Genomic DNA, 23327 nt, shown 5'->3' on the forward strand with positions numbered 1-23327 from the left:
ACTCCAGGCAGGTTGAAAGAAGAGTGAGCCGCGCACCATCGCAGTGCATCGGACGGTGCTGCGAGCACCATGGCTGGTACTTTAGAAATCACTTGCCTCTGCGCGAATACGTCATTCAACGTAGCGATGCGCCCCTGCCCGGGCCGCAGACTCGCGAGCAGACAAGGCACGGGACAGCAGGGAGCGCTTCTTGCTGTACCTGCCGCATGCCACCGTTGCCGCCGCCGCGAGAACCCGCCATGACATCCGTCTCCGGACAGAAGATCTTTCGCATCCGCCGCGACTACAACGCCTGGGTCGCGAACGAAACGCTGGAGGACTACGCGCTGCGCTACACGCCGCGCAGCTTTCGCAAGTGGTCGGAGTTCCGCGTGGCCAACGCGGCCTTCGGCGCCACCTCGTTCCTGGCGCTGGAGGCCATCGGCGGCGCCATCGCGCTGAGCTACGGTTTCTCGAACGCGCTGTGGGCGATCCTGGTGGTAGGGCTCATCACCTTTCTCACTGGCTTGCCCATCTCGTACTACGCCGCCCGCCACGGCGTGGACATGGACCTGCTCACGCGCGGCGCGGGCTTCGGCTACCTGGGCTCCACACTCACCTCGCTGATCTACGCGAGCTTCACCTTCATCTTCTTCGCGCTCGAGGCGGCCATCCTCGCGCTGGCGCTGCAGATGTACCTCGATTGGCCGCTGTGGCTGCTGTACCTGGTGTCGTCGATCGTGATCATTCCGCTGGTGGCGCGCGGCATCACGCTCATCTCGGGGCTGCAGCTGTGGACGCAGCCGATCTGGATCGTGCTGTTCGTCTGCCCCTTCATCGCGGTGATGGTGAAGAAGCCCGAGCTGTACGCCGACTTCACCGGCCTCGTGGGCCGCACTTCGGACAGCAGCGGCTTCGATCCGCTGATGTTCGGCGCTGCCGCCACCGTGGCTTTCTCGCTCGTGGTGCAGATCGGCGAGCAGGTCGACTACCTGCGCTTCCTGCCCGAGAAGACCGCCGCCAACCGCGGGCGCTGGTGGACCGCGGTGCTGGTCGCCGGGCCGGGCTGGATCGTGCCGGGCATGCTGAAGATGATGGGCGGCGCGTTCCTGGCCTTCCTGGCGCTGCAGCACGAGATACCGGCCAACCACGCGATCGAGCCCACGCAGATGTACCTCACGGGCTTTTCGTACGTGCTGCGCGACCCGGCGTGGGTGCTGGGCATCACGGTGCTGTTCGTGGTCGTGTCGCAGATGAAGATCAACCTGACCAACGCCTATGCGGGCTCGCTCGCGTGGTCGAACTTCTTCGCGCGGCTCACGCACAGCCACCCGGGGCGCGTGGTGTGGCTGGTGTTCAACGTGGCCATCGCCATCCTGCTGATGGCGCTGGGCGTGTTCGCCGCGCTGGAACACGTGCTGGGCTTCTACAGCAACATCGCCATTGCCTGGGTCGGCGCGCTGGTGGCCGACCTGGTCATCAACAAGCCGCTGGGCTGGAGCCCGAAGACCATCGAGTTCAAGCGCGCGCACCTGTACGACATCAACCCCGTGGGCCTGGTCGCGATGCTGGTGGCGGCGGCGCTGGCGATGCTGGCCTATTCGGGCGCGCTCGGCCAGTGGGCGCGGGCCTTCTCGCCCTTCATCGCGCTGGCCACGGCCATGGCCGTGTCACCGCTGCTGGCGTGGCGGACGCGCGGGCGCTACTACCTGGCGCGCACCGACATCGACCGCTGGACGCCGGGCCAGAGCGTGAAATGCTCGGTGTGCGACAACAGCTTCGAATCGGAAGACATGGCGCACTGCCCGGCCTACAGCGCGCCGATCTGCTCGCTGTGCTGCACGCTCGAATCGCGCTGCCACGACCGCTGCAAGACCGATTCGCGCGCCGCCGAGCAGATGAGCGGCTGGCTGCAGGCGCTGCTGCCGCCCGCGCTGTCGGCGCGGCTCAACTTTCGTGTGGCGCATTACCTGCTGGTCGCCACCTCGCTCATCGCGCTGCTCGCCACGGTGGTCGGCGTGGTCTACGCGCAGGAGGCCATCGCGGGCACCATCGATTCGGCGATGGCGACGGCCTTTTTGAAAGTGTTCGCGCTGCTCTCGGTGGTGGCCGCCGTGGCCGCGTGGTGGGTGGTGCTGGGCAGCGAGAGCCGGCAGATGGCGCAGGAAGAGTCGAACCGCCACAACAACCTGCTGGCCCTGGAGATCGAAGCGCACCGCCGCACCGACGCCGCGCTGCAGACCGCCAAGGAAGCCGCCGAGGCCGCCAACCAGGCCAAGACCCGCTACGTGGCCGGCATGACGCACGAGCTGCGCACGCCGCTCAACAGCATCCTGGGCTACTCGCAGATCCTGCTCAAGGGCGGCGACGCGGCCCTGCCGCCGCGCGAGGCGGTGCAGACCATCCACCGCAGCGGCGAGCACATGCTGGGCCTCATCGACGGGCTGCTCGACCTGGCGCGCATCGAGGCCGGGCGGCTGCAGCTGGAGCCCTCGCCGCTGGCGCTGCCGGCCTTTCTCGACCAGGTGGTGCAGATGGTGCGGCCGCAGGCCGAGGCCAAGGGCCTGGCGTTCGTCTACACGCATGCGGGCCGGCTGCCACCGTGGGTGCATGCCGACGTGAAGTGGCTGCGCCAGATTCTCATCAACCTGCTGACCAACGCCGTGCGCTTCACCGACAGCGGCACCGTCACGCTGCATGTGGACGCGCGGCGCGAGGTGCTGCGCTTCGACGTGGTCGACACCGGCATCGGCGTGGCGCCGCAGGACCGCCAGCGCATCTTCTTGCCCTTCGAACGCGGCGCCGCGGGCCGCCGGCGCGGCGAGCCGGGCACGGGGCTGGGTTTGACGATCACCGGGCTGCTCACCTCGCTCATGGGCGGCGAGCTCAAGCTGGCGTCGACCTCGTCGGCTGGCAGCACCTTCAGCGTGCGCGTGTACCTGCGCGAGGTCTCCGACCCCGGCCCGCAGGCGGGCTCACGCGAGCCGGTGTCGGGCTACCTGGGCGAGCGCCGAACGCTGCTGGTGGTGGACGACCAGCCGGTGCAGCGCCAGATGCTCGCCGGCATGCTCGCGCCGCTGGGCTTCACGGTGCGCGAGGCGGCCAGCGGCACCGAGTGCCTCGACAGCCTGCGCGAAGAGCTGCCCTCGGCCATCCTGCTGGACCTGACGATGGACGACATGGACGGCTGGCAGACCGCGCGCTCGGTGCGGGCCTCGGGCTTTGCCGAGCTGCCGATCATCATCGTCTCGGCCAACATGTTCGAGAACCAGGCCGACCGGTTGCGCGCCGCGGGCTGCCAGGCCTTCGTGGGCAAGCCGGTGATCGAGTCGGAACTCATCGCCACGCTGGAGCGGCACCTGGGCCTCGAATGGCTGGCCATCGGCGACGCCCTGCCGCCGTCCGCCGACCCCGACACCACGCCGGCGCGCCCGCCCCTGCTCGCGCTCAGCGAAGACGACCGTGCCGACCTCATGCGCCTGGTGCAGATGGGCCATGTGCGCGGCCTGCACACCGCGCTCGACCGGCTGGCCGCGGCCTCGCCCGCCGCGGCGGCCACCTGTACCTGGCTGCGCGGCATGGTCGCGCGCTTCGAACTCGACAACCTCCGCAACGCACTGGCAGAAGATGCAGACACTCCCCTCGCCCGGTCATGAATCCGAACGCCCCGTCGTGCTGGTGGTGGACGACGCCCCCAGCAGCCTGGGCATGCTGTGCGACACGCTCGAGGCCAGCGGCTACACCGTGCTGGTGGCGGCCGACGGCGAGGCCGCGCTGCAGCGGCTCGAGCTGGTGGTGCCCGACGCGATATTGCTCGACGGCCTGATGCCCGGCCTCTCGGGCTTCGAGACCTGCCGGCGCATCAAGGCCAACGCGGCGCTGGCGCACATTCCGGTGCTGTTCATGACCGGCCTGTCGGAAACCGCGCACGTGGTCGAGGGCTTCGAGTGCGGCGGCGTCGACTACGTGGTGAAGCCGATCCGCGCGCAGGAGGTGCTGGCGCGGCTGCACACCCACACGCGCAACGCCCGCATCACGCGCATGGCGCGCGACGCGGTCGACGTGGCGGGCATGGGCGTGGTGTTCGTCGACACGCGCGGGCGCATCGCCTGGCGCTCGCCGCAGGCTGCGCTGTGGCTGCATGCGCTCGAAGACCCGGTGGCGCCGGGGCGCCTGCCCGCGTCGGTGGAGCCTGCGCTGGCGCCGGGCGCGTCGATCGCCATCGGCACCGCCACGGGCATGCGCCTGTCGGTGCGCAACCTGGGCGCGGCGGCGCTGGGCGAGACCATGCTGCTGTTCGCCATCCAGCGCGAAGGCCCGGCCGCGCGCCTGGCCGACGCGGCCCTCACGCCGCGCGAGACCGAGGTGCTGTCCTGGCTCGCCAAGGGCAAGACCAACCGTGACATCGGCGAGATCCTGGGCACCAGCCCGCGCACGGTGAACAAGCACCTGGAGCACATCTTCGAGAAGCTGGGCGTGGAGACCCGCGCGGCGGCTGCGGCACTGGCGAGCGGCATGTAAAGCCCCACGGGGTAACCGCCCCCGCGGCACTGGGCTATCGCCCCCCAAAGGCGCCGGTTGCGCTCAGAATGCGAAAGCCACAGGAGAGAGAGATGCTTTCAAGCCTGCTGACCTTCCCGCCCCGCGAAAGCGCCTACCGGCGCAAGTTCCTGAACAACACGGACGAGAACCTCTTCATGGGGTCGTTCGAGAGCTTCGAGGCGGCCGAGGCCGGCGCGCCGCCCTCCAAGGCCGTCGGCTACGCCAATGCCGACGCGGGCGAGCTCTACAGCCCGCAGATCTATTTCTACGACTACCCTGGCCTCTTCTGGCTCGGCCGCTCCATCGACGCGGGCCTGACGCGCGTGTTCGACCTGGGCGGGCACGTCGGCATCAAGTACTACGCCTTCCGGCGCGTGCTGAGCTACCCCGACACCCTGAGCTGGACGGTGTGCGACGTGCCCGGCGTGGTCGAGAGCGGCCGCGCGATGGCCGTCAAGCGCGAGGCGACCGCGCAGCTCGGCTTCACCACCGACTACCGCGACGCGAGCGGCTGCGACGTGCTGTACGTGTCGGGCAGCCTGCAGTACCTGCCGGTGCGCATGGACGCGATTCTTTCCGCGCTCGCCGTGAAGCCCCGGCGCATCGTCATGAACACCACGGCCGTGCACCCCGAGCGCACGATCTACACGCTCAACAGCATCGGCGTGGCCGTGTGCGCCTACCGCATCCAGCACCACGACGAGCTGCTGGCCGACCTGGCACGCGCCGGCTACCGCAAGCGCGACGTGTGGCGCAACGAGGGCAAGCCGATCGAGGTGCCCTTCGTCGATGGCGGCGACAAGCCTTACTACGCGGGCTGCTGCTTCGACCTCATCGCCTGATTGCCTGATCGCCCGCGGGTGCATCGGCCCGGCCCTGCCCGGGCTCGAAAACCGCTTGACGGCCTCCGAAAAGATATTAAAGTGATATCACTTTTAACGGAGGCCCCATGCAAGACACGACCCCCACCCCACCGCGCAAGGTCCGCAAGGAGCGCCCCTACCGGTCCGTCAACGGCTACGGCCTCGTGGCCGTGTCGCTGGTGCTGATCGGGCTCGGCGCCTGGGCCCTCGTGCAGCGGATGATGCCGCTGCCCATGAACGTCTTGCTGATCGTCGCGGGCGTGGCGCTGCTGCCGGGGCTGTACATGCTGCAGCCGAACGAGGGCATCATCCTCACGCTGTTCGGCGAGTACCAGGGCACCGACCGCACCGAGGGCCTGCGCTGGACCAACCCGTTCCAGGCCGGCCAGAAGATCTCACTGCGCGCGCGCAACCTGAACACGCCGCCGCTGAAGGTGAACGACAAGCGCGGCAACCCGGTGGAGATCGGCGCGGCCGTGGTCTGGCGCGTGCACGACACGGCGCAGGCCGTGTTCGAGATCGACGACTACAACAAGTTCGTCGCCATCCAGTCCGAAGCCGCCATCCGCCACCTGGCCACGCTCTACGCCTACGACAGCGGCGACGACCTGCAAAGCGACGAGGTCACGCTGCGCGCCGGCCTGGACGTGGTGGCCGACGCCCTCAAGGCCGAGCTGAACCAGCGCTTTGCCAGCGCCGGCGTCGAGGTGCTCGATGCCAAGCTCACCCACCTGGCCTATGCGCCCGAGATCGCCCAGGTGATGCTGCGGCGCCAGCAGGCGGTGGCCATCGTGAGCGCGCGGCACCAGATCGTGGCGGGCGCGGTGGGCATGGTCGAGGCCGCCCTCAAGGGGCTGTCGGAGCGCAACCTCGTCGTGCTCGACGACGAGCGCAAGGCCTCGATGGTGTCGAACCTGCTGGTGGTACTGTGCTCGGACCGCGAAACCCAGCCCGTGGTCAACACGGGCACGCTCTACACCTGATGCATCCACGGCCCCCGCTCACCGCCGCCACCTCGTTGTTCCCTGATGGCCAGTCCCGGTAAGAAGTCCTATCCGCTGCGCATCGATCCGGCCCTGTGGGCCGAGATCGAGCGGCTGGCGGCCCAGGAGCTGCGCAGCGCGAACGCGCAGGTCGAGTTCCTGCTGCGCGAAGGGCTGGCGAAGCGGGGGCGGCTGCCGGCGGCGGCTGCGCCCGCCAAGGACGCGGACCCGCCCAAGCCCTCGCGCTAGTAGTAACCCCGAATTTCCTGAAGGCCGATTGACAGCCTCGGCCCCTACGATGGCACGGCACGATCTTCAGGAGACACACGCCGTGACAGCCTTCGCCTTCCCCCGTTCCGCCCTGACCCGCCGCGCCGCCCTGGCGCTGGCCGCCTCCTTCGCGCTCGCTGGTTGCGTCAGCACCCCACCCGCCGCCACGGGCGACATCCACGTCATGACCTCCGGCGGCTTCACCGCCGCCTACAACGAGCTGCGCCCCGGCTTCGAGCGCAGCACCGGGCGCAGCGTGAAGACGGCCTACGGCGCGTCGATGGGCAACGCCAGCGATTCGATTCCCAGCCGCCTGGGGCGCAACGAGCCCGCCGACGTGGTGATCCTGGCGCGCCCCGCGCTCGATGCGCTGGTGGCGCAGGGCAAGGTGGTGGCGGGCAGCCAGGTCGACCTGGTGCGTTCGTCGATCGGTTTCGCGGTGCGCAAGGGCGCGCCCAAGCCGGACATCGGCACGGTCGACGCGCTCAAGCGCACGCTGCTCGCGGCGCCGTCGATCGCCTATTCGGCGAGCGCGAGCGGCACCTACTACGAGACCGAGCTGCTCAAGACGCTGGGCATCGAGGACCAGGTCAAGCCCAAGAGCAAGCGCATCCTGAGCGAGCGCGTGGGCACGGTGGTGGCGCGCGGCGACGCGGCCCTCGGCCTGCAGCAGGTGAGCGAGCTGCTGCCCATCGAGGGCATCGACTACATCGGCCCGCTGCCCGCCGAAGTGCAGCGCGTGACGGTGTTCTCGGCCGGCGTGGCCACGGCCTCGAAGCAGCCCGAGGCGGCGCGCCAGCTGATCCGCTACCTCAACGCGCCGGCCGCGGCGCCGACGATCGCGAAGACGGGGCTGGAGCCCATGTCCGCGCGCTGAACTGCGGCTTCACGGCCCGTAAACTGGCGGCCTTCATCTCCTCCTTCCTCTTTCCGACGAACGGACGCCATGACCACATCGCCCTCTTCCGCCCTCGTGACCGCCTTTGCGCCCAGCGGCACGCTGCGCGCCTCGATCAACCTCGGCAACCCGATCCTGGCCAACAAGGACGCCACCACGGGCGAGCCGGTCGGCGTGTCGATCGACCTGGCCCGCGAGTTCGCGCGGCGCCTTGGCGTGGGCATCGAACTGGTGGTGTTCGAGAAGGCCGCGGCCTCGGTGGACGCGGTGAAGAACGAGAAGGCCGACATCGGTTTCTTCGCAGTCGATCCGGCGCGCAGCGAAGGGCTGCGCTTCACGGCGCCTTATGTGCTGATCGAGGGCAGCTACCTCGTGCCCGAATCCTCTGCGCTGACCGACAACGCGCAGGTCGATGCTGCAGGCCACCGCATCTCGGTCGGCTCCGGGAGCGCCTACGACCTGTTCCTCACGCGCGAGATCAAGGCGGCCGAGATCGTGCGCCTTCAGGGCGCGGGGCCTGCGCTCGCTGCATTGCGCGCGGGCCAGGTCGAGGTGGCGGCGGGCATTCGCCAACTGCTCGAAGGCGAAGCGGCCCGCGCACCGGGGGTGCGTGTGCTGCCGGGGCACTTCATGGTGATCCAGCAGGCGATGGGGACGCCGGCCAGCCGGGGGGCCGAGGCGCAGGCGCTGCTCTCTTCCTTTGTCGAAGAGATGAAGGCTTCGGGCTTTGTGGCCGATGCGTTGAAACGCCATCGCATCGAAGGCGCGATCGTTGCGCCGTAACTAGGCGCTCTTTTTCAGGGCGCGTGCACAGGCCACCGGGTACTTCCCTCCGCGAATGTCCCCCGGCCTGCGGCCTCCTCCTTGATTTCGCTGCGGGAAGCACCCAGTGTCCTGCGCACGCTGGGCGCTGTCGTGGGCTGGTGGCCGATCAGAGCTTGTGCGCTTCCACCGGTCCCTGCGAATAGAACAGGAAGTAGCCCGTCTGGGTCTTGAAGCCGTTTTTCTGCCACCCGGGCGGCACCTTGAAGATGCCGAGCTGGTCGCTCGAGATGCCGACGAAGGACGTGTTCTCCGTGTCGGTGGTGATGCGGCTCCAGCGCTCGCGCGTCACCGGCTGCAACTGCATCTTCGGTTCGCTCCACTCGGGTGTGCGCACCTTGTCGCGCATGATGTAGCGGTCGCCGTCGCGCTCGATCTTGACGACCTCCTTGAGCACGCCGTTGCGTTCGACGGCGTAGACGCCGACCAGTTCGGTCTCGGGCCCGCCGCGCGCGCCGCAGGCCGAGAGCAGTGACACGCAGGCCACTGCCAGCAAAGAATTCAGAAGAGTTTTCATGGGATTCGAATGAAGTGACGCATGCGCCGTCCGACGGCACATGCGGGGTTCACGAAAGAAGAGTCAACTCAGCCCGACTCAACGCTTCTGGTTCTCGCGCAGCGGCAGCTTGCCCTGGAAGCGCAGCGCGTGCGGGTACTCTTCCTTACCGCCCGCGTCCACCGCCGCCATCTTCTGCTGGCTCAGCTGCGTCTTGGCGAGCAGCGGCGCCGGCAGGTTGAGCACGCCCTTGATCTGGTCGTACTGCGCCTGCGTGATGCGCCCCACGCCCAGCAGGCGGAAGGCATCGCGCTCGATGTTCAGCAGCAGCGGCTTGTTGCCCGCGAAGTTCTGCACCTTGGCCAGCAGGTTGCTCCACGACGGCGCGCTGTAGTTGCTCACGTAGTAGTCCTGCCCCGTCGGCCCGGCCAGCACCGCGGTGCAACCCGGCAGCTCGACCTGCGTGGCGTTGTTCGACATCACGAAGGTCTCGCGCTTTTCCATCGCGTCGCCGTACGCCAGCGTGACGGGAATGGTCCACGTCGAGGCCGGGAACTGGTTCTGGTTGGGGAACGACTCCTGCGTGATGTTCACGTAGGTGCGGTCGCCGGCGCACTGCGCATCGACCGTGAGCAGCGGAATGCCGGTCTGGCGGATGAAGCTGTCGCCGATCTCGCTCACCTTCTTGCCGCCGGCGGCCTTCTCCAGCGAGGTCCACAACCGCGTGGGCGTGACGTTGCCGAACGCGTAGTCCTTCAGGTAGATCTGCAGGCCCTTCTGCATCGCCTCTTCGCCGATGTAGTTCTGCACCATCTCCAGCACGTGGCTGCCCTTGTTGTAGACAAAGATCGCCGGGCTGATGAAGCCGAAGGAGCCTGCGTCGTTCAGGTTGCGCTGCACCGGCACGGCGGAGGGCTTCAGGTCGGCCACGATCACGTTGTGCTTGTCCAGCACGTAGTCTGAGAAGCTGTAGTACTCGGGGTGGAACTTGATCGTGGTGCGCCGTTCGAACCAGCGCGCGAACGACTCGTTGAGCCACACGTTGTCCCACCAGTCGAGCGTGACCAGGTCGCCAAACCACTGGTGCGCCACCTCGTGCGTGACCACGGTCACCGAGTACAGCGTGGGCTTGTCGCCGGGCTTGGTGAGCACCGCATCGGCAAACTCGAAGATCGCGCCCCAGTTCTCCATGCCGCCAAAGCCGGTGTTGGGCTTGTTGTCGTAGCTGTCGTTGGCGGCCACGGTGTCGAACTTCTTGAAGGGCAGCGAGATGCCGGTGTACTTGTAGTAGTAGTCCATCGACACCTTGGTCCACTCCATCGCGAACTTGGCCCAGTCGGAGCGGCCCGGCGGCGTGAACCAGCGCAGCGCCATGTCGCTGCCGTCCAGCGGGTTCTTGAAGGTGTCGGCCAGGATGTCGAACTTGCCGCCGCCGAAGAAGGCCAGGTACATCGGCATCGAAGGCGTCTTCTCGAAGGCCACGCGCTGGTAGCCGTCGGGCAGTTTCACGGCCTCGGTCTGCGCGCCGTTGGACACGGTCTTCCAGTCGCCCGGCACCTCGGCCGAGATCTCGAAGGTGTGGCGGAAGGCCGGCTCGTCCCAGCCCGGGAACCACTGGCGCGCGAAGTTGGTTTCGCCCTGCGTCACGATGGCATCGCTGCTCACGCCCTCGGGCGTGGAAAGGCCCACCTTGAAGATGCCCGACGCGGCCGAGCACAGCGGGTTCTTCGCCATCACTTCCGGCGTGCAGTACTCGGCATCGGAGAACTGGATCTTGCCGTCCCACTCCATGTGCAGCAGGTACTTGCCCTTGGCGATCTGGCCGTCGTTCAGGCGCAGCTGCACGAAGTCGCCGCGCGTCTGCGGCGTGGGAATCAGCGGGATCACCTCGCCCGGCTTGGACACCTTGCGCAGCGTGGTGCGCCCGCGCGCGAAGTTGAGGTCGTGCGCGGCGACGACGATGGCGTCGACCGGCTTGAGCACGTCGATCTCCACGTCGGCGCGGCCCACGAAAGTCTTGAGCGCCGCATCGGGGCGGAACCACAGCTTGTAGTTGACGGGCCAGACCGTGTCGGGCAGTTCCATCGGCCGGGCCGAACGATCGACCGCGGCCACCGCCGAGTCGGCTGCGGCGGGCACGCCGTCGTCGGGGGTCTTCTTGGTGGTGTCGCCGCTGTCGGCCGCGGGCGCGTTGGCCAGCGACGGCGCGTTCAGGCCGGAGCCGCCGAAGGATGCGCCACCGCCGCTGTCTCCGCCGCCGCCGCAGGCCGTCAGCGCGGCGAGGGTCACGGCCGTAAGGGCCAGGCAATGAACGACAGGTGTATTCAGTGATTTCATGATCGCCTCTGGGTACTCTTGGTAAGGAACATGCGCCGCACCGCAGGCACCGGCGGATAGCCGGTGATGCACGTGACGCGCGCGGAATGAGTGGAACGACAGATCAACAGGAAATGCGGGCAGCACAACGCCCTCCCGGCGAACAAACCGTTCGTCAGGAACGCAGGCTCAGGCCGGACCGCACCGCATGTGCTGCGGTGGTCCCAGGATGCGCGGGGCGAGCGGCGCCATTCCCGTCAAGACGCGGGGTGTGGGGGGAGCGTGTGAACGCGGTGGGGTGTCGCGGGCCGGGCTCAGTGCCCGTGCATCGACGCGATGCGTTCACCCGTCAGGTGAACGGCCGGGGCCATGGCGAAAGCGATGGCGACGGCAAGACTGGCTGCGGCTCTTGTGGTTGATTTCACGCGCATTCCCTCGTCCGTTGAAGTGCACGCAGTTGTAGCTGATCGATGCAATGAGCTCAACGATCCGCGGAACTTTTCTCTCTCCAATTGTTCGCGCGCGATAGGCCGAATGGCGTCATGGCACGCGACGCGTGCCATGCGATACGAAGATGGTTCTGCGGCCGAAACACCTGCTCACGCAGATGACAAAAACACGGGACCTTCACTGTGACGAAGCGGCCACAGTACGAAGGTTCAAGCCGCGACCAAGGCTACGAAAGCTGTGAACCAGAGACTGCAGCAGTGCGTTGCGCGCGCTCGCGCCACCACAGCAGAAAGCCGCATGCGAACACGACGACCTGCGTGCCGATGAGCAGTGCAAAGCCCGCGAAGAAACCCGCCGCCGACGAGGCCGCGGTCACCGCCGTGTTCGCTGTGCCCGAGCCATGCGACACCGCGCTGATCACGCCGCCCATCAGCGCCGGCATGAAGCCCGCCACGAGGCTGCCCACGCCGTTGGTCACGCCGAAGGCGCTGGCCGTGTGCTCGGGCCGCGAGCAGTGCTGCACGGTGCTCGGAATGGCGGGGCTCTGCAGGCCCCAGAAGAAGTTGGCCGCCACGAGGCAGGTCGCGGCCATGTACGGGTCGCGCGCATTGATGGCCAGCAGCACCGACAGTGCCACGCCCGCGCTCGCGCCCATGAAGATGAAGGGCACGCGGTCGCGCCCCAGCTTGTCGATGAGCACGCCGCCCGTGAACACCGCGAGCACGGTGGCGTACTGCGGCAGCGAGGCGATCCAGCCCATCTCGCGAAGCGAGAAGCCGCGCGCCTCGCGCAGGTAGGTCGGCAGCCAGTTGCTGCTGCCCCAGAGATAGGCCAGCGCCGCCGAGGTCAGCAGCGTGATGAGGAACAGGTGCCGCGTATGCAGCGCGCCTTTCACGATGCCCGCCACGCGCGACATCGCATCGCCCAGCGACGAGGGCTTGATGCCGTCGCCGTGCCCCGCGGGCATGCGCACGAAGGCCAGCACCAGCGGAATGCCCAGCACGATATTGAGCACACCGAGCACGTGGAACGAGCTGTCCCATTCGAACTGCGTGAGCAGATAACCCACCAGCGGATAGCCCACCGCCAGGCCCAGGCCCGTGCCCATGTTCACCAGCGCGTTGGGCTTGCCGTTCTCGTGGCTCTGGAAATGCGCCTTGATGTACGACGAGGCCAGCGAGAACAGCGGCCCTTCCGACACGCCCAGCAGCACGCGCGAGGCCAGCAGCAGGCCGTAGCTGTTGAACATCGGCGAAGCCCAGGTCACCACGCCCCACAGCACGAGGCCGTAGATCAGGCTGCGCCGCACGCCGAACAGCGCCGAGCAGAACGGCGTGAGAACGAAAGCCGAGATGCCGTAGCCCAGCATGAAGGCCGTGGCCAGGAGGCCCTGGCTCACGCGGTCGGAGGCGTCGAGGCCCACGTGCTTCAGGAAGGCCGCATCGGTGATCAGCACCGCGATGTTGATGCGGTCGACGTAGGAGATCGCGACGATCACGAACAGGGTGACGACCCCGTACCAGCGCATGGCCTTGGATGACATGGGATTCTTCTCAGGTGGGTTGCACGGGGGCCGGCGCGGCGTCAGGGGCAGTCGTTCGCCGGCCTGCCTGCGTCGAGAACCGTTCGGGCGAATCCGAACGCGTCGGATTGCGAGGCGCCGATGACCGACCGGTGGGTCTGTCCGGCGTACTGCTTCAGTTGCACGGTCGCGCCGCGCGCACACAAGCTGCGCACCATCGCCGCCGTGGTGTCGGGCGTGACCGTCGTCTCGTCCTTCTCGCCCTGGATGACCGACACGGGCACCCGCATCGTGAGCGACGAGGCATCCTGCGCGGCCAGCAGCCGGGCCATCGCGTCGTACGCCGCGCCGGGCTTCAGGTACGGGCCCGGCGGCAGCGGCGGCATCGCGAACAGCCCCGAGAGGCAGGCGGAGCCCATCGCGTCGAGGTGCGGGCGCAGCGCGGGCGAGGCCAGGGCCTGCACATCGATGGCCGGGTTCATCGCCTTGGCGCTCATCACGGTCAGCGACACGAAGGGCAGCGCCGGGACGGCCACCGCTTCGCCGCGCATCACGCTGTCCATGAAACGAAGCACGCCGGGCCCCGTGGGCGCGATGGCGATGGCCGCCCGCAGCGGGTAGCGGCCGGCGCTGCGGTCCGGCAGGCCGGCGGCCCACAGCACGGCGCCGCCGCCCTTGCTGTGGCCCACGGCGATCCAGTCGGGGCGCAGCTTCACGCCGTCGAGCGCATGCGCGGCCGCCACGGCATCGGCCAGGTTCTCGGCGTTGCTGCGGCTGTGCAGGTCGGGCACGGGCCCGAAGGCGCCCCACCCCGCGTAGTCGGTGCGCACCACGGCATAGCCCTGCTGCACCCAGGCGTTGAGGTACGCATCGCGCTCGCGGTTCACGACCAGCGAGGGCGCGCACTGGGGCGCGAGCCCGGTCGAGCCGTTGGCCCAGGCGATCACGGGATAGCCGCCGGTGGGCGCGGGCGTGCGCGGCAGCGCCACCTGGCCGACGACCACCGCGTTGGCGCCGTCGAAGGTGGTGGACGCGTACGACATGACCCAGTTGCGCCCTGCGTCGGGCAGGCCGTGCAGCTTGTCGGCGCTGGCCAGCAGCAGCTGGCCGGGCGCGAGCTGCGCGGTCGGCGACATGCCGGCGCAGCCGGTCACGAGCAGCGATCCGAGGGCCAGCGCCGCGAGGCGCCGCACCTGCGGCCAGACGGGGGTTGCGCGCATGCCGGCCCCTTCCCGTCAGAACATGTGCCGCATGCCGAACTCGACGCCGCTGGAGGCGCGGTTGGGCATGGTGATGGCGCCGGCCAAAGCCTGCGTTGCGCCGTTCTTGTTGCTGATGCGGGCAATGGTTCCGTACACCGCCGTGCGCTTGGACAGGTTGTGCACGTAGCCCAGGGCCAGCTTCGACGTCGTGGGCTCGAGCACCGCATTGAGCGGCTCCAGCTTGTAGCGCGCGTACGAGGCCTTGATCTCGCCCGGCCCGATGGGCAGCTGGAAGCCGACCAGCACGCCCTTGGCGTCGGTGCTGCCCTTCGATTCCTTGTACAGCTCGCTCGTGAGCTTGAGGTTCATGAGCGCCGCATCGAAGGTGTAGGACGCGCCCAGGTTGGTCACGCGCAGGTCGCCGGCGGCGTAGCGCGTGCGGCCGGTGGCAATGGCCACGTTGAGGCCGCCGCTCTGGTAGCCGAAGCGCGCGCCGGTGTGCTGGCCGTCGCGCTTGTTCGACACCTGGGTGCCGGGCAGCACCGAGTTTGAATCGTTCTCGCCCATCGCGTACATCACCTGGCCGTAGAAGCCGCCCAGGTTGGCCGGCAGGAAGTAGCCGACGCTGTTCGAGGCGCGCGTGCCGGTGGGCGCCACCAGGCCGCCCAGGCCCGAGAAGTAGATCTGGTTGGCGCCGATGCCGCCGCCGGTGCCGAAGGGGTCGAAGATCGCGGTGTTCCAGAAGGCCGGCACGTAATCGCGGCCCAGGCGCACTTCACCGAAGGGGCCGGCCAGGCTCACGGTCGAGCGGCGGTTGAAGCTCAGCACGCCGGGCGTGCCGTTGCCGCTGGCCTGGTTGTTCGAGTTCGACGGAAAGCCCGTGCCGCTGTCGTTCTGCAGGCCCATCTCAAGCCAGAAGTTGGCCGAGTAGCCGCCGCCGAGGTCTTCGGTGCCGCGGAAACCGAGGCGGCTGAACATGTTGCCGCTGTTGCCCAGCTGCGTCTTGTGGGCCGATCCGTTGCCGCTGCCACGCGTATAGACCACGGAGGCGTCGACGACGCCGAACAGCGTCACGGAAGATTGGGCCAGCGCTCCGCCAGCCGCGGTGGCCGCAGCCATCGCGATCAAGTACTTTTTCATTGAATGTCTCGGTTGGTTTTCTTCTCTCGGCCGTCTTTTAGGTTGTGGCCTTGTTGCTCAGATATCCAGCACCAGCCGCTCGCCCTTGCAGCGAGAGACGCAGATCATCATGGTCTTGTTGGACGCACGTTCGATCTTGGTGAGGATGCCGTCGTGGTGATCGACTTCGCCCTCGAGCACCGCCGTTTCGCAGGCGCCGCAGACGCCTTCCTTGCAGCTGTGGTCGGGGTTGAGGCCAGCGTCGATCAGGCTGTCGAGAATCGATTTGCCCGGAGGCACCTCGACGCTCTTGCCGCTCTTGGCGCACTGCACCACGCAGGTCTGCGTGGTGCAGTGCGCCTCCACATGCACGGCGGCGAAGCGTTCGATGTGGGCGTTGGCGTAGCCCAGTTGCTCGCAGCTCTTTTCGAAGGCGTCGAGCATCGGCGTGGGGCCGCAGCAGTAGTAGTGGCTGGTGGCGCCCTTGCCGGCCAGCATCGATGCGAGGTCGGGCGGTGCGCCCTTCTCGTCGTCGAAGTGCCAGGTGAGCTGCACCGACTTCTCGGTGGCCAGCGCTTCGATGGCGTCGCAGAAGGCGGCTTCCTTGCGGGTGCGCGCGCAGTACACGAACTCCACCGGCTTGCCGATGGCGATGAGCCGCTGCAGCATGCACCAGATGGGCGTCACGCCGATGCCGCCGGCCACGAGCACCGAGCGTTCGGCGCCCTCTTCCAGCTTGAAGTTGTTGCGCGGTGCCGAGATGGGCAGCGTCATGCCCACGCGCAGTTGCTGGTGCACGTAGCGCGAGCCGCCGCGGCTCTTGCGGTCGTTGAGCACGCCCACCACGTAGCGCTGGCGGTCGCTCGAGGGGTTGCACAGCGAGTAGCTGCGCACCAGCCCGTTGGGCAGGTGCAGGTCGATGTGGGAGCCGGCCTCGAAGGCGGGAAAGTCCACCGCCGGCGTGGCCGGCCGGAACTCGACGCTGACGATGCCGTCGGCCTCGTAGCGCATGGTGTGCACGAGGGCGTTCAGCGTGGGAGAAGACATGGCAGTGCTCGCTTGCTTGCAGTTCAGGCCGTGGTGGCCTCGGCTTGCGCCAGCTGCGCCTGCGCGAGGTTGCGCATGTGGCGACGCAGGCGGACGATGCCCAGGTCGTGCTGGTACAGGTTCTCGTGCTGGTTGGCGTCGGCTTCCATCTCTTCGAGCATCACGCGGTCCTGTTCCAGCACGTGCCAGTGACGCGCCTCGAGGCGGTTCTTGTAGAGGAAGCGCCAGGTGTCGCGCTCCCAGCCCGGCGCCAGCTTGCGTGCGCGCCAGAAGAAGGTGGCGGTCATGCCGTTGGCCATCGGCGAGAAGGCACCGATGATGATGAAGTTGCCGCCGGGGCCGCCGGTCTTCGGGTACGGAATTTCCAGGCGCATCCAATGGATGCCGGTGTCGGCCCACTCGGTCCAGTCGAAGTTGACGTTCCGCTGGCCTTCCTTCTCGAACACGAAACCGATGTCGGTCGGGCGCACGCCGAACTTGGCGCTCGAATCGCCCTCGGCCATCGAGTGCGACTGCTTGTGCAGGTACGTGCCGTGCATCGGGTCCATCACGTTGTCCAGCACGTAGCGGTAGTCACCCTTCCACTCCGTGTAGCACAGGAAGTTGGAGTACTCGGCCTCGTCGGTCAGCTGCTCGGGCAGCACCAGCGGCGGCGGCACGTCGACCGGTTCCTTCGAGTTGTAGAGGAACACGGCGCCCGCGCGCTCCTGCACGTGGAAGTGGCGCGTGGCGCGCGAGCCTTCGAGCTTGCAGCCCGGACTGCCGGGCACGCGCGTGACCACGCCGTCATGGCGCACTTCGACGCCGTGGTACGGGCACGAGAGCCGGTCGCCCAGCACCACGCCCTGCGACAGCGGCGCGCCGCGGTGCGGGCAGCGGTCTTCCAGCGCATGCAGCACACCTTCGCCGTCGCGCCACAGCGCAATCTTGCGGCCGAGGCGGCGCAGGGAGATGGGGTTCTCCTTGATGAAGTGCGAGGGGCAGATCGGGTACCAGAGGTCCTTCAGGCCGATCTCGAGCAGGTGGTCGACCGGATCGGCGGGAACGGGATGGATGGCGATGGTCATGGTGGTTCTCCTCAGGCGGCCAGCGTGGCCATTTCCTTGCGGTACAGCGCCTCGGTCCATGCGAGGCCGCCCGGCGTGGCCAGGCCGCTGTCGTTCAGGCGTTGCACCAGGCCCGGCAGGTCGTGGATGCCGTCGGCATAGGCGCGTTCGATCACGTCGCCCAGCAGGTCTTCGTAGGTGGTCGCGGGGCGCTGGCGCGCCTGGTGCGGTTGGAGAAAGCGGTCTTGTTGCATCGTGAGCCTCCGTAAGCGAGGGGAAAAATTTCAGGCGGTGGCAGCGGCGACAGCGCCCTGCGCCGGCACGCCCAGCGGCACGGCCCAGGCGTCGTAGGCGTACACCCAGTCAGCGTTGCCGCCTTCGCGCAGCCAGTTGTTGCCGCGCGAGCCGAGCTGCACCTGGCTGGCGCGCTCGATGCGCGCCGTCTGGTAGGCCTGCAGCGCGGCGGGAATGCCGGCCATGGCGACGCCGTCGAGGTGGCGCGACAGCACCACGGCGTCTTCGATCGCCATGCCGGCGCCTTGCGCCATGAAGGGCAGCATCGGGTGCGCGGCATCGCCCAGCAGCGCCATGCGGCCCTGCGCCCAGGCGGGCATCGGGTCGCGCTCGTACAACGCGGTCTTCAGCACCGTGTCGCAGGCGTCGAGCAGCGCGCGCGCCTCGGGGTGGTAGGCCACGTACTGCTCGCGCAGCTCGTCGACGCTGCCCGGCGCGGTCCACGACTCGAGGTGCCAGGTGTCCTGCGGCGTGGTGGCGAAGATGAAGATGTCCTTGCCGCGGTTCAGCGGGAAGGTGACGATCTGGCTCTGCGGGTTCGGGCCCCACCACTTGGTGAAGGCGCCCAGGTTGGGCACGCCGGCCACGCGCTCGGCGGGCACCACGGCGCGGTAGGCGACGATGCCCGTGAAGCGCGGGCTCTCGGCGCCGAACATCGCGGTGCGCACGCCCGAGTGGATGCCGTCGGCACCGATGAGCGCACCCACGCGGGCGCTGGTGCCGTCGCTGAACGACAAGGTCACGCCGTTGTCGTCGGCGGCGATGGTCTCGGCACGCTTGCCGAGTGCCACGCGCTCGGCGGGGAACATGTCGGCCAGTGCGGCCAGCAGGTCGGCGCGGTGGATGGTGAGCTGCGGCGCGCCGTAGCGCTGTTCGGCCGAGTCGGCCATTTCGAGGCGCGAGGTTTCTTCGCCGCTGTCGTAGGTGCGGCTGATGCGGTGCGACGGGCGGGCCGCCGTCACGCGGGCGGCGTCGCCCACGCCCAGGCCGTCGAGGGCGCGCACGGCGTTCGGCGTGAGGTTGATGTCGGCGCCGACGCGGGCGAACTGCTTGGCCTGTTCGAACACGACCACGTCGTGCCCCGCGCGGCGCAGTGCGATGGCGGCGACCAGGCCGCCGATGCCGGCACCGACGATGCCGATGGTGGATTCGCTTGTCTGCATGGTCTCTGTCTCTCTTTGTTCTTGGGGGGTGGCTCACTCGGCCACGATGTTGCGGGCCTTGATGATCCGGGCCCAGACGGCCGTCTCATCGCGGATGTGGGCAGCAAACTCGGCGGGCTTCATGGCCGCGTCGGTCATGCCCTGCGCCTTCAGGCGTTCGCGCACGTCGGGCTGGGCCAGCATCTCGGCCGCATCCTTGGCGAGCTGCTCGACCACCGCGGGCGGCGTGCCCTTGGGGGCCAAGAGGCCATACCACGAGGTCACGGCGACGCCCTGGATGCCCTGCTCCGCCAGCGTGGGGATGTCGGGCGCGGCGGCGCTGCGCTTGGCTTCGGTCACGCCCAGCGCGACGAGCTTGCCGTTCTTGATGAAGGGCATGGTCGCGGGCAGGTTGCTGAACATCAGCGGCACCGAGCCGCCGAGCACGTCGTTGAGCGCGGGCGCCGTGCCCTTGTAGGGCACGTGCAGCAGGTCGATGCCGGCCTGCTGCTTGAACAGCTCGCCCGCCAGGTGCAGGCCGCTGCCCACGCCGGGCGAGGCGTACGACAGCGTGTTGGGCTTGGCCTTGGCCATCGCCACGAGTTCCTTCGCGCTCTTGATGCCCGAGGCCGGCGACGCCACCAGCACGTTGGGCGCCTTGGCGAGCATGGTGACGGGCACGAAGTCCTTCTCGATGTTGAACGGGAAGTTCGGCATCAGCGTCGGGTTGATCGTGAGGTTGCCGGCCGGCACCACGAGCAGCGTGTGGCCGTCGCCCTTGGCACGCTTGACCTTGTCGATGCCGATGTTGCCCGCCGCGCCCACCATGTTCTCGACCACCGCCGCCTGGCCGTAGCGCTTGGCCAGGCCGTCCGACAGGATGCGGGCCAGCGTGTCGACCGGGCCGCCGGGCGGGAACGGCGAGACGATGGTGAAGCGGTCGCTCGACAGCTGCTTGTGCGCGTCGCTCTGTGCATGCGCGGGCAAGGCGATGGCCAACGCCGCGGCGGCCAGCAGGGAGAAAGAAAAACGTCGTTGCATGAGGGTCACCGGGTTCACTTCTTTTCCGTCAGGAAAGCACCTTTCGGGCCTTCCGCGTTCTTCTGGCGACGGGTGTGGCCATCGAGGCCACCATCGACCGCCCATTCGGCGAACACGGTCGGGCCGGGTTCGAACTCGCGCGGCTGCCAGTCGGCGGTGAGCTGGTCTTCGTCGGCGTAGTACTCGATGAGGCCGCCGGCCGGGTTCTTGAAGTACCAGAAGTACGCCGACGACACCGGGTGGCGCCCCGGGCCCAGCTGGGTGTCCCAGCCGCAGCGTGAAAAATGCAGGCCGCCGCCGAACACCTCGTGGATGTCGCGCACGGTGAAGGCCACGTGGTTGAGCCCGCGCTTGCCCGAAGGAATCTGCAGCAGGAACAGGTCGTGGTGGCCGCCCTCGGGCGCGCAACGCATGAACGCACCGCGGTTCGGGTAGCCGTCGGACGACACGAAGCCGAAGCGCTGCGCATAGAACGCGCTCGTGCCCTTCACGTCGCTCACGAAGAACACGACGTGGCCGACCTCGATCGGCGTGGCGCGTTCATAGATCGGTGCGGGCTGGTTCACGCGCGGCTTGGCGTTCCAGGTGTTCATGGCGCCGCAGTCGACCTCGACCGCGCGCTTGCGGCTGACCTGCAGGCGCACGGCCAGGCCGTTGGGGTCGGTGCAGCCGATGCGGCGCGCGACGTCGACCGTGGTGTCTGTGAAGTGCGGGTCTTGCGCGATGGCGGCGGCGTAGCGGTCCAGGTCGGCGTCGCTTTCCACGCCCCACACCACTTCGCGCAGCGTCGGGCCCTCTTCCATCGCGGGCGGCAGGCCGGGCTTGTCCCACGCCGCAACGACCACCTTGCAGCCGTTGAGGCACTCGAAGACGAGTTCGTCGGCGGCTTCAGATGTGAGTGAAAGGCCCCAGTCCTGGAAGAACTGGCGGCAGGCGGGCAGGTCGTCCGCGCCGTAGGTGATCTGGTCGATGCCAAGTACGCTCATCGTGTGCTCCTGTTCAGTTCGCCCACGGGAGCGGTTGGTCGTTGGTGCCCCAGTACATGCTCTTCTGTTCCATGTACTGGAAGATGCCTTCGCGGCCCTTCTCGCGGCCCAGGCCGCTGTCGCGCCAGCCGCCGAACGGCGTCGAGACCGAGAACTGCTTGTAGGTGTTGACCCAGACCGTGCCGGCCTGCACCGCGCGGCCCAGCTTCCAGGCGCGCTTGAAGTCGCGGCTCCACACGCCCGCGGCCAGCGCGTAGACGCTGTCGTTGGCCTGCGCGATCAGCTCTTCCTCGTTGTCGAAAGGCATCGCGACCAGCACCGGGCCGAAGATTTCTTCCTGGCTGATGCGGGCGTTGTTGGTCAGGCCTTCGAGGATCGTCGGCTGGTAGAAGTAGCCCTTGTCGTAGTCGGCGCCGTGCGGGCGCACGCCGCCCGTGCGGATGCGCCCGCCCTCGGACACGCCCAGGTCCACGTAGCGCTCGATGCCCTCGCGGTGCTTGGCCGTGATGAGCGGCCCCATCTGCGTGCGCTCCGAGGCCGGGTCGCCCACGCGCAGCGCATTGGCGCCTTCGGCCAGCCGCGTCAGGAACTCGTCGTAGATGCCGCGCGCCACGAACAGGCGCGAGCCCGCGATGCACGACTCGCCCGACGAACTGAAGATGCCGTACAGCACGCCATTCACCGCGTGGTCGAGGTCGGCGTCGTCGAGCACCATGGTGGGCGACTTGCCACCGAGTTCGAGCGACACCGGCATCATCTTGTCGGCCGCGATGTGGGCGATGTGTTTGCCGGTGGTGGTGCCGCCGGTGAACGACACGCGCTTGACCAGCGGATGCTTGGTGATGGCGTCGCCGATCACCGAGCCCTTGCCCGGCAGCACGCTCACGATGCCCTTGGGCACGCCGGCCAGCTCGCAGATGCGGGCCAGTTCCAGCGCCATGAGCGGCGTGACTTCGGCGGGCTTCACGACCACCGCGTTGCCGGCGGCCAGCGCGGGCGCCAGCTTTTGCGCTTCGCTGGCGATGGGCGAGTTCCACGGCGTGATGGCCGCGACCACGCCCATGGGCTCGTGCACGCTCATCGTGACGAAGGCGCCGCGCGAGGGGGTGATGGTTTCTTCCAGCGTCTCCAATGCGGCGGCGAAGAACTGGAAAGTGCCCGCGGCGCTGGCCACGAGGTTGCGCGTTTCGCTGATCGGCTTGCCGTTGTCCAGGCGCTGCTTCTGCGCCAGCGACTCGCCCTCTTCGCGGATCAGCTGCGCCACGCGGTGCAGCACGGCGGCGCGCTCGTGCGGCAGGCGCTGGGCCCAGCCACTGGTGCGAAAGGCGTGGTCGGCGCGCGTGATGGCTTCTTCGACGTCGGCCAGGCTCGCAGCCTTCAGGCGCGCGATGGGCTCGCCGGTGGCCGGGTACAGGCTTTCATAGACGTCGCCGCCGCCCAGGCGCCATTCGCCGGCGATGCAGATCGGAAGGAGTTCGGTGGAGATCATGGGGTGACTCGGAAGGTCAGATGGCCAGGGGCGCGACGCGGTTGCGCAGCGCGCGCACGGCGCTGTACACGGTCAGGGCCGAGGTCTTGGGGTTGGCCGCGAGCGGCTTGTTGCGCATGGTCAGCGCGAAGCTGCCGAAGGCGCCTTCGGCTTCGACGGTGTGCACGTTCTCGGTGGTGGCCGGGTCGGCAATGAGGCGCACCAGCGTCTGGTCCAGGCCCAGGCCCGCGAGCGACACGGTGGCCGCCACGTTGGCGTTCTTCGGATAGAGCAAGGCCGCTTCGCGCGCGCTGCCTTCGAAGATCACGGTTTCGTGGGCCAGCGTGTCCAGGTTGCGGCCCTGCTCGGCCGGTGTGCCCTTCCAGGCCTGCGGCGGCTTGCGGCCCGTGTAGCGCACGCTGTCCAGGCCGCCGATGCGGGCCGCGGCCAGCGCGTCGATGCCGCCGATGGCGCCGGGAATCAGCTGCACCTGCGTGCGGCCGGCAACGGCGGCGGCTTCGAGCTTCTCGGCGAAGCCCGTGGCCGACAGCGCGCCCACCGACGCCACCACGCAAGGCGTGCCGCGTGCCAGCGCGGGCAGCACGTGCTCCTCGATGGCGGCATGGCCGGCGGTCTCGACCACGAGGTCGATGCCGTCGGCGGGCACGGCGCTGCCCACCTGCGCGTCGGGCGCGACCTTCTGTGCGGCGGCAATGCCTTCGGCCGGCACGACGATGGCCACCACCTTCAGGGCGGGATCGCCGCGCAGCAGTTCGAGCACCGAGGTGCCGATGGCTCCGCAGCCGACGAGGGCGATGCGCGTGATGGCAGTGGTCATGCG

The 23327-nt window shown here is 68.5% G+C and carries 20 protein-coding genes; 7 read left to right on the forward strand and 13 right to left on the reverse strand.

Going from position 1 to position 23327, the window contains the following annotated elements; translation table 11 throughout:
* Positions 1-239 precede the first annotated feature (239 nt).
* From AC1RLW_RS06700 to AC1RLW_RS06730, 7 genes are all read left to right on the forward strand, one after another.
* Positions 240-3635, forward strand: coding sequence for a hybrid sensor histidine kinase/response regulator (locus AC1RLW_RS06700; protein ID WP_493192537.1), 3396 nt, complete (start codon positions 240-242; stop codon positions 3633-3635).
* Entirely contained in the window at positions 3607-4500 is an 894-nt protein-coding gene (locus tag AC1RLW_RS06705; protein WP_062474629.1) for a response regulator transcription factor, read from the forward strand. Before AC1RLW_RS06700 ends, AC1RLW_RS06705 begins: the two co-directional genes overlap by 29 nt.
* 92 nt (positions 4501-4592) lie before the next feature.
* The gene (locus tag AC1RLW_RS06710) at positions 4593-5363 is read left to right on the forward strand and encodes a TIGR04325 family methyltransferase (RefSeq protein ID WP_492685445.1); all 771 of its coding nucleotides are present in this window, start codon (positions 4593-4595) and stop codon (positions 5361-5363) included.
* A gap of 107 nt (positions 5364-5470) precedes the next feature.
* The gene (locus AC1RLW_RS06715) at positions 5471-6367 is read left to right on the forward strand and encodes an SPFH domain-containing protein (RefSeq protein WP_492685444.1); all 897 of its coding nucleotides are present in this window, start codon (positions 5471-5473) and stop codon (positions 6365-6367) included.
* A gap of 45 nt (positions 6368-6412) precedes the next feature.
* Positions 6413-6616, forward strand: coding sequence for a type II toxin-antitoxin system antitoxin (locus AC1RLW_RS06720; RefSeq protein WP_062474617.1), 204 nt, complete (start codon positions 6413-6415; stop codon positions 6614-6616).
* 49 nt (positions 6617-6665) lie between these two features.
* Entirely contained in the window at positions 6666-7514 is an 849-nt protein-coding gene (locus tag AC1RLW_RS06725) for a substrate-binding domain-containing protein (protein WP_095744989.1), read from the forward strand.
* A gap of 69 nt (positions 7515-7583) precedes the next feature.
* The gene (locus tag AC1RLW_RS06730) at positions 7584-8318 is read left to right on the forward strand and encodes a transporter substrate-binding domain-containing protein (protein WP_493192538.1); all 735 of its coding nucleotides are present in this window, start codon (positions 7584-7586) and stop codon (positions 8316-8318) included.
* A 148-nt stretch (positions 8319-8466) separates the two neighbouring features.
* On the opposite strand, the gene AC1RLW_RS06735 is transcribed toward AC1RLW_RS06730, so the two are convergent.
* The 13 genes from AC1RLW_RS06735 to AC1RLW_RS06795 form a co-directional block, all read right to left on the reverse strand.
* Positions 8467-8874, reverse strand: a complete 408-nt coding sequence (locus AC1RLW_RS06735; protein WP_095947556.1) for a lipoprotein — start codon at positions 8872-8874, stop codon at positions 8467-8469.
* Between the two features lie 78 nt (positions 8875-8952).
* Entirely contained in the window at positions 8953-11190 is a 2238-nt protein-coding gene (locus AC1RLW_RS06740; protein ID WP_492685442.1) for a M1 family metallopeptidase, read from the reverse strand.
* 655 nt (positions 11191-11845) lie between these two features.
* Complete coding sequence (locus AC1RLW_RS06745; protein WP_493192539.1) at positions 11846-13162, reverse strand: MFS transporter; 1317 nt, start codon at positions 13160-13162, stop codon at positions 11846-11848.
* Between the two features lie 41 nt (positions 13163-13203).
* Entirely contained in the window at positions 13204-14361 is a 1158-nt protein-coding gene (locus AC1RLW_RS06750; protein ID WP_493192540.1) for an alpha/beta hydrolase family protein, read from the reverse strand.
* A 15-nt stretch (positions 14362-14376) separates the two neighbouring features.
* Positions 14377-15483, reverse strand: coding sequence for a porin (locus tag AC1RLW_RS06755; protein ID WP_493192541.1), 1107 nt, complete (start codon positions 15481-15483; stop codon positions 14377-14379).
* A 57-nt stretch (positions 15484-15540) separates the two neighbouring features.
* Positions 15541-16509, reverse strand: a complete 969-nt coding sequence (locus AC1RLW_RS06760; RefSeq protein ID WP_493192542.1) for a PDR/VanB family oxidoreductase — start codon at positions 16507-16509, stop codon at positions 15541-15543.
* A gap of 23 nt (positions 16510-16532) precedes the next feature.
* The gene (locus tag AC1RLW_RS06765) at positions 16533-17576 is read right to left on the reverse strand and encodes a Rieske 2Fe-2S domain-containing protein (RefSeq protein ID WP_493192543.1); all 1044 of its coding nucleotides are present in this window, start codon (positions 17574-17576) and stop codon (positions 16533-16535) included.
* 11 nt (positions 17577-17587) lie between these two features.
* Positions 17588-17809 (reverse strand): recombinase-like helix-turn-helix domain-containing protein, encoded by a 222-nt coding sequence (locus tag AC1RLW_RS06770; RefSeq protein WP_062474598.1) that lies wholly within the window; start codon positions 17807-17809, stop codon positions 17588-17590.
* Positions 17810-17839: 30 nt separating this feature from the next.
* Complete coding sequence (locus AC1RLW_RS06775; protein WP_493192544.1) at positions 17840-19012, reverse strand: FAD-dependent monooxygenase; 1173 nt, start codon at positions 19010-19012, stop codon at positions 17840-17842.
* Between the two features lie 33 nt (positions 19013-19045).
* Positions 19046-20032 (reverse strand): Bug family tripartite tricarboxylate transporter substrate binding protein, encoded by a 987-nt coding sequence (locus AC1RLW_RS06780; RefSeq protein ID WP_307693878.1) that lies wholly within the window; start codon positions 20030-20032, stop codon positions 19046-19048.
* A gap of 14 nt (positions 20033-20046) precedes the next feature.
* Entirely contained in the window at positions 20047-21018 is a 972-nt protein-coding gene (locus tag AC1RLW_RS06785) for a VOC family protein (protein WP_493192545.1), read from the reverse strand.
* Between the two features lie 13 nt (positions 21019-21031).
* Positions 21032-22507: an aldehyde dehydrogenase gene (locus tag AC1RLW_RS06790; protein ID WP_493192546.1), complete on the reverse strand. Its 1476-nt coding sequence runs from the start codon at positions 22505-22507 to the stop codon at positions 21032-21034.
* Between the two features lie 16 nt (positions 22508-22523).
* Positions 22524-23324, reverse strand: a complete 801-nt coding sequence (locus tag AC1RLW_RS06795; RefSeq protein WP_139701716.1) for an aspartate dehydrogenase — start codon at positions 23322-23324, stop codon at positions 22524-22526.
* Positions 23325-23327: the final 3 nt, after the last annotated feature.

The sequence above is a fragment of the Variovorax sp. GW822-FHT04A09 genome (genome assembly GCF_058801005.1).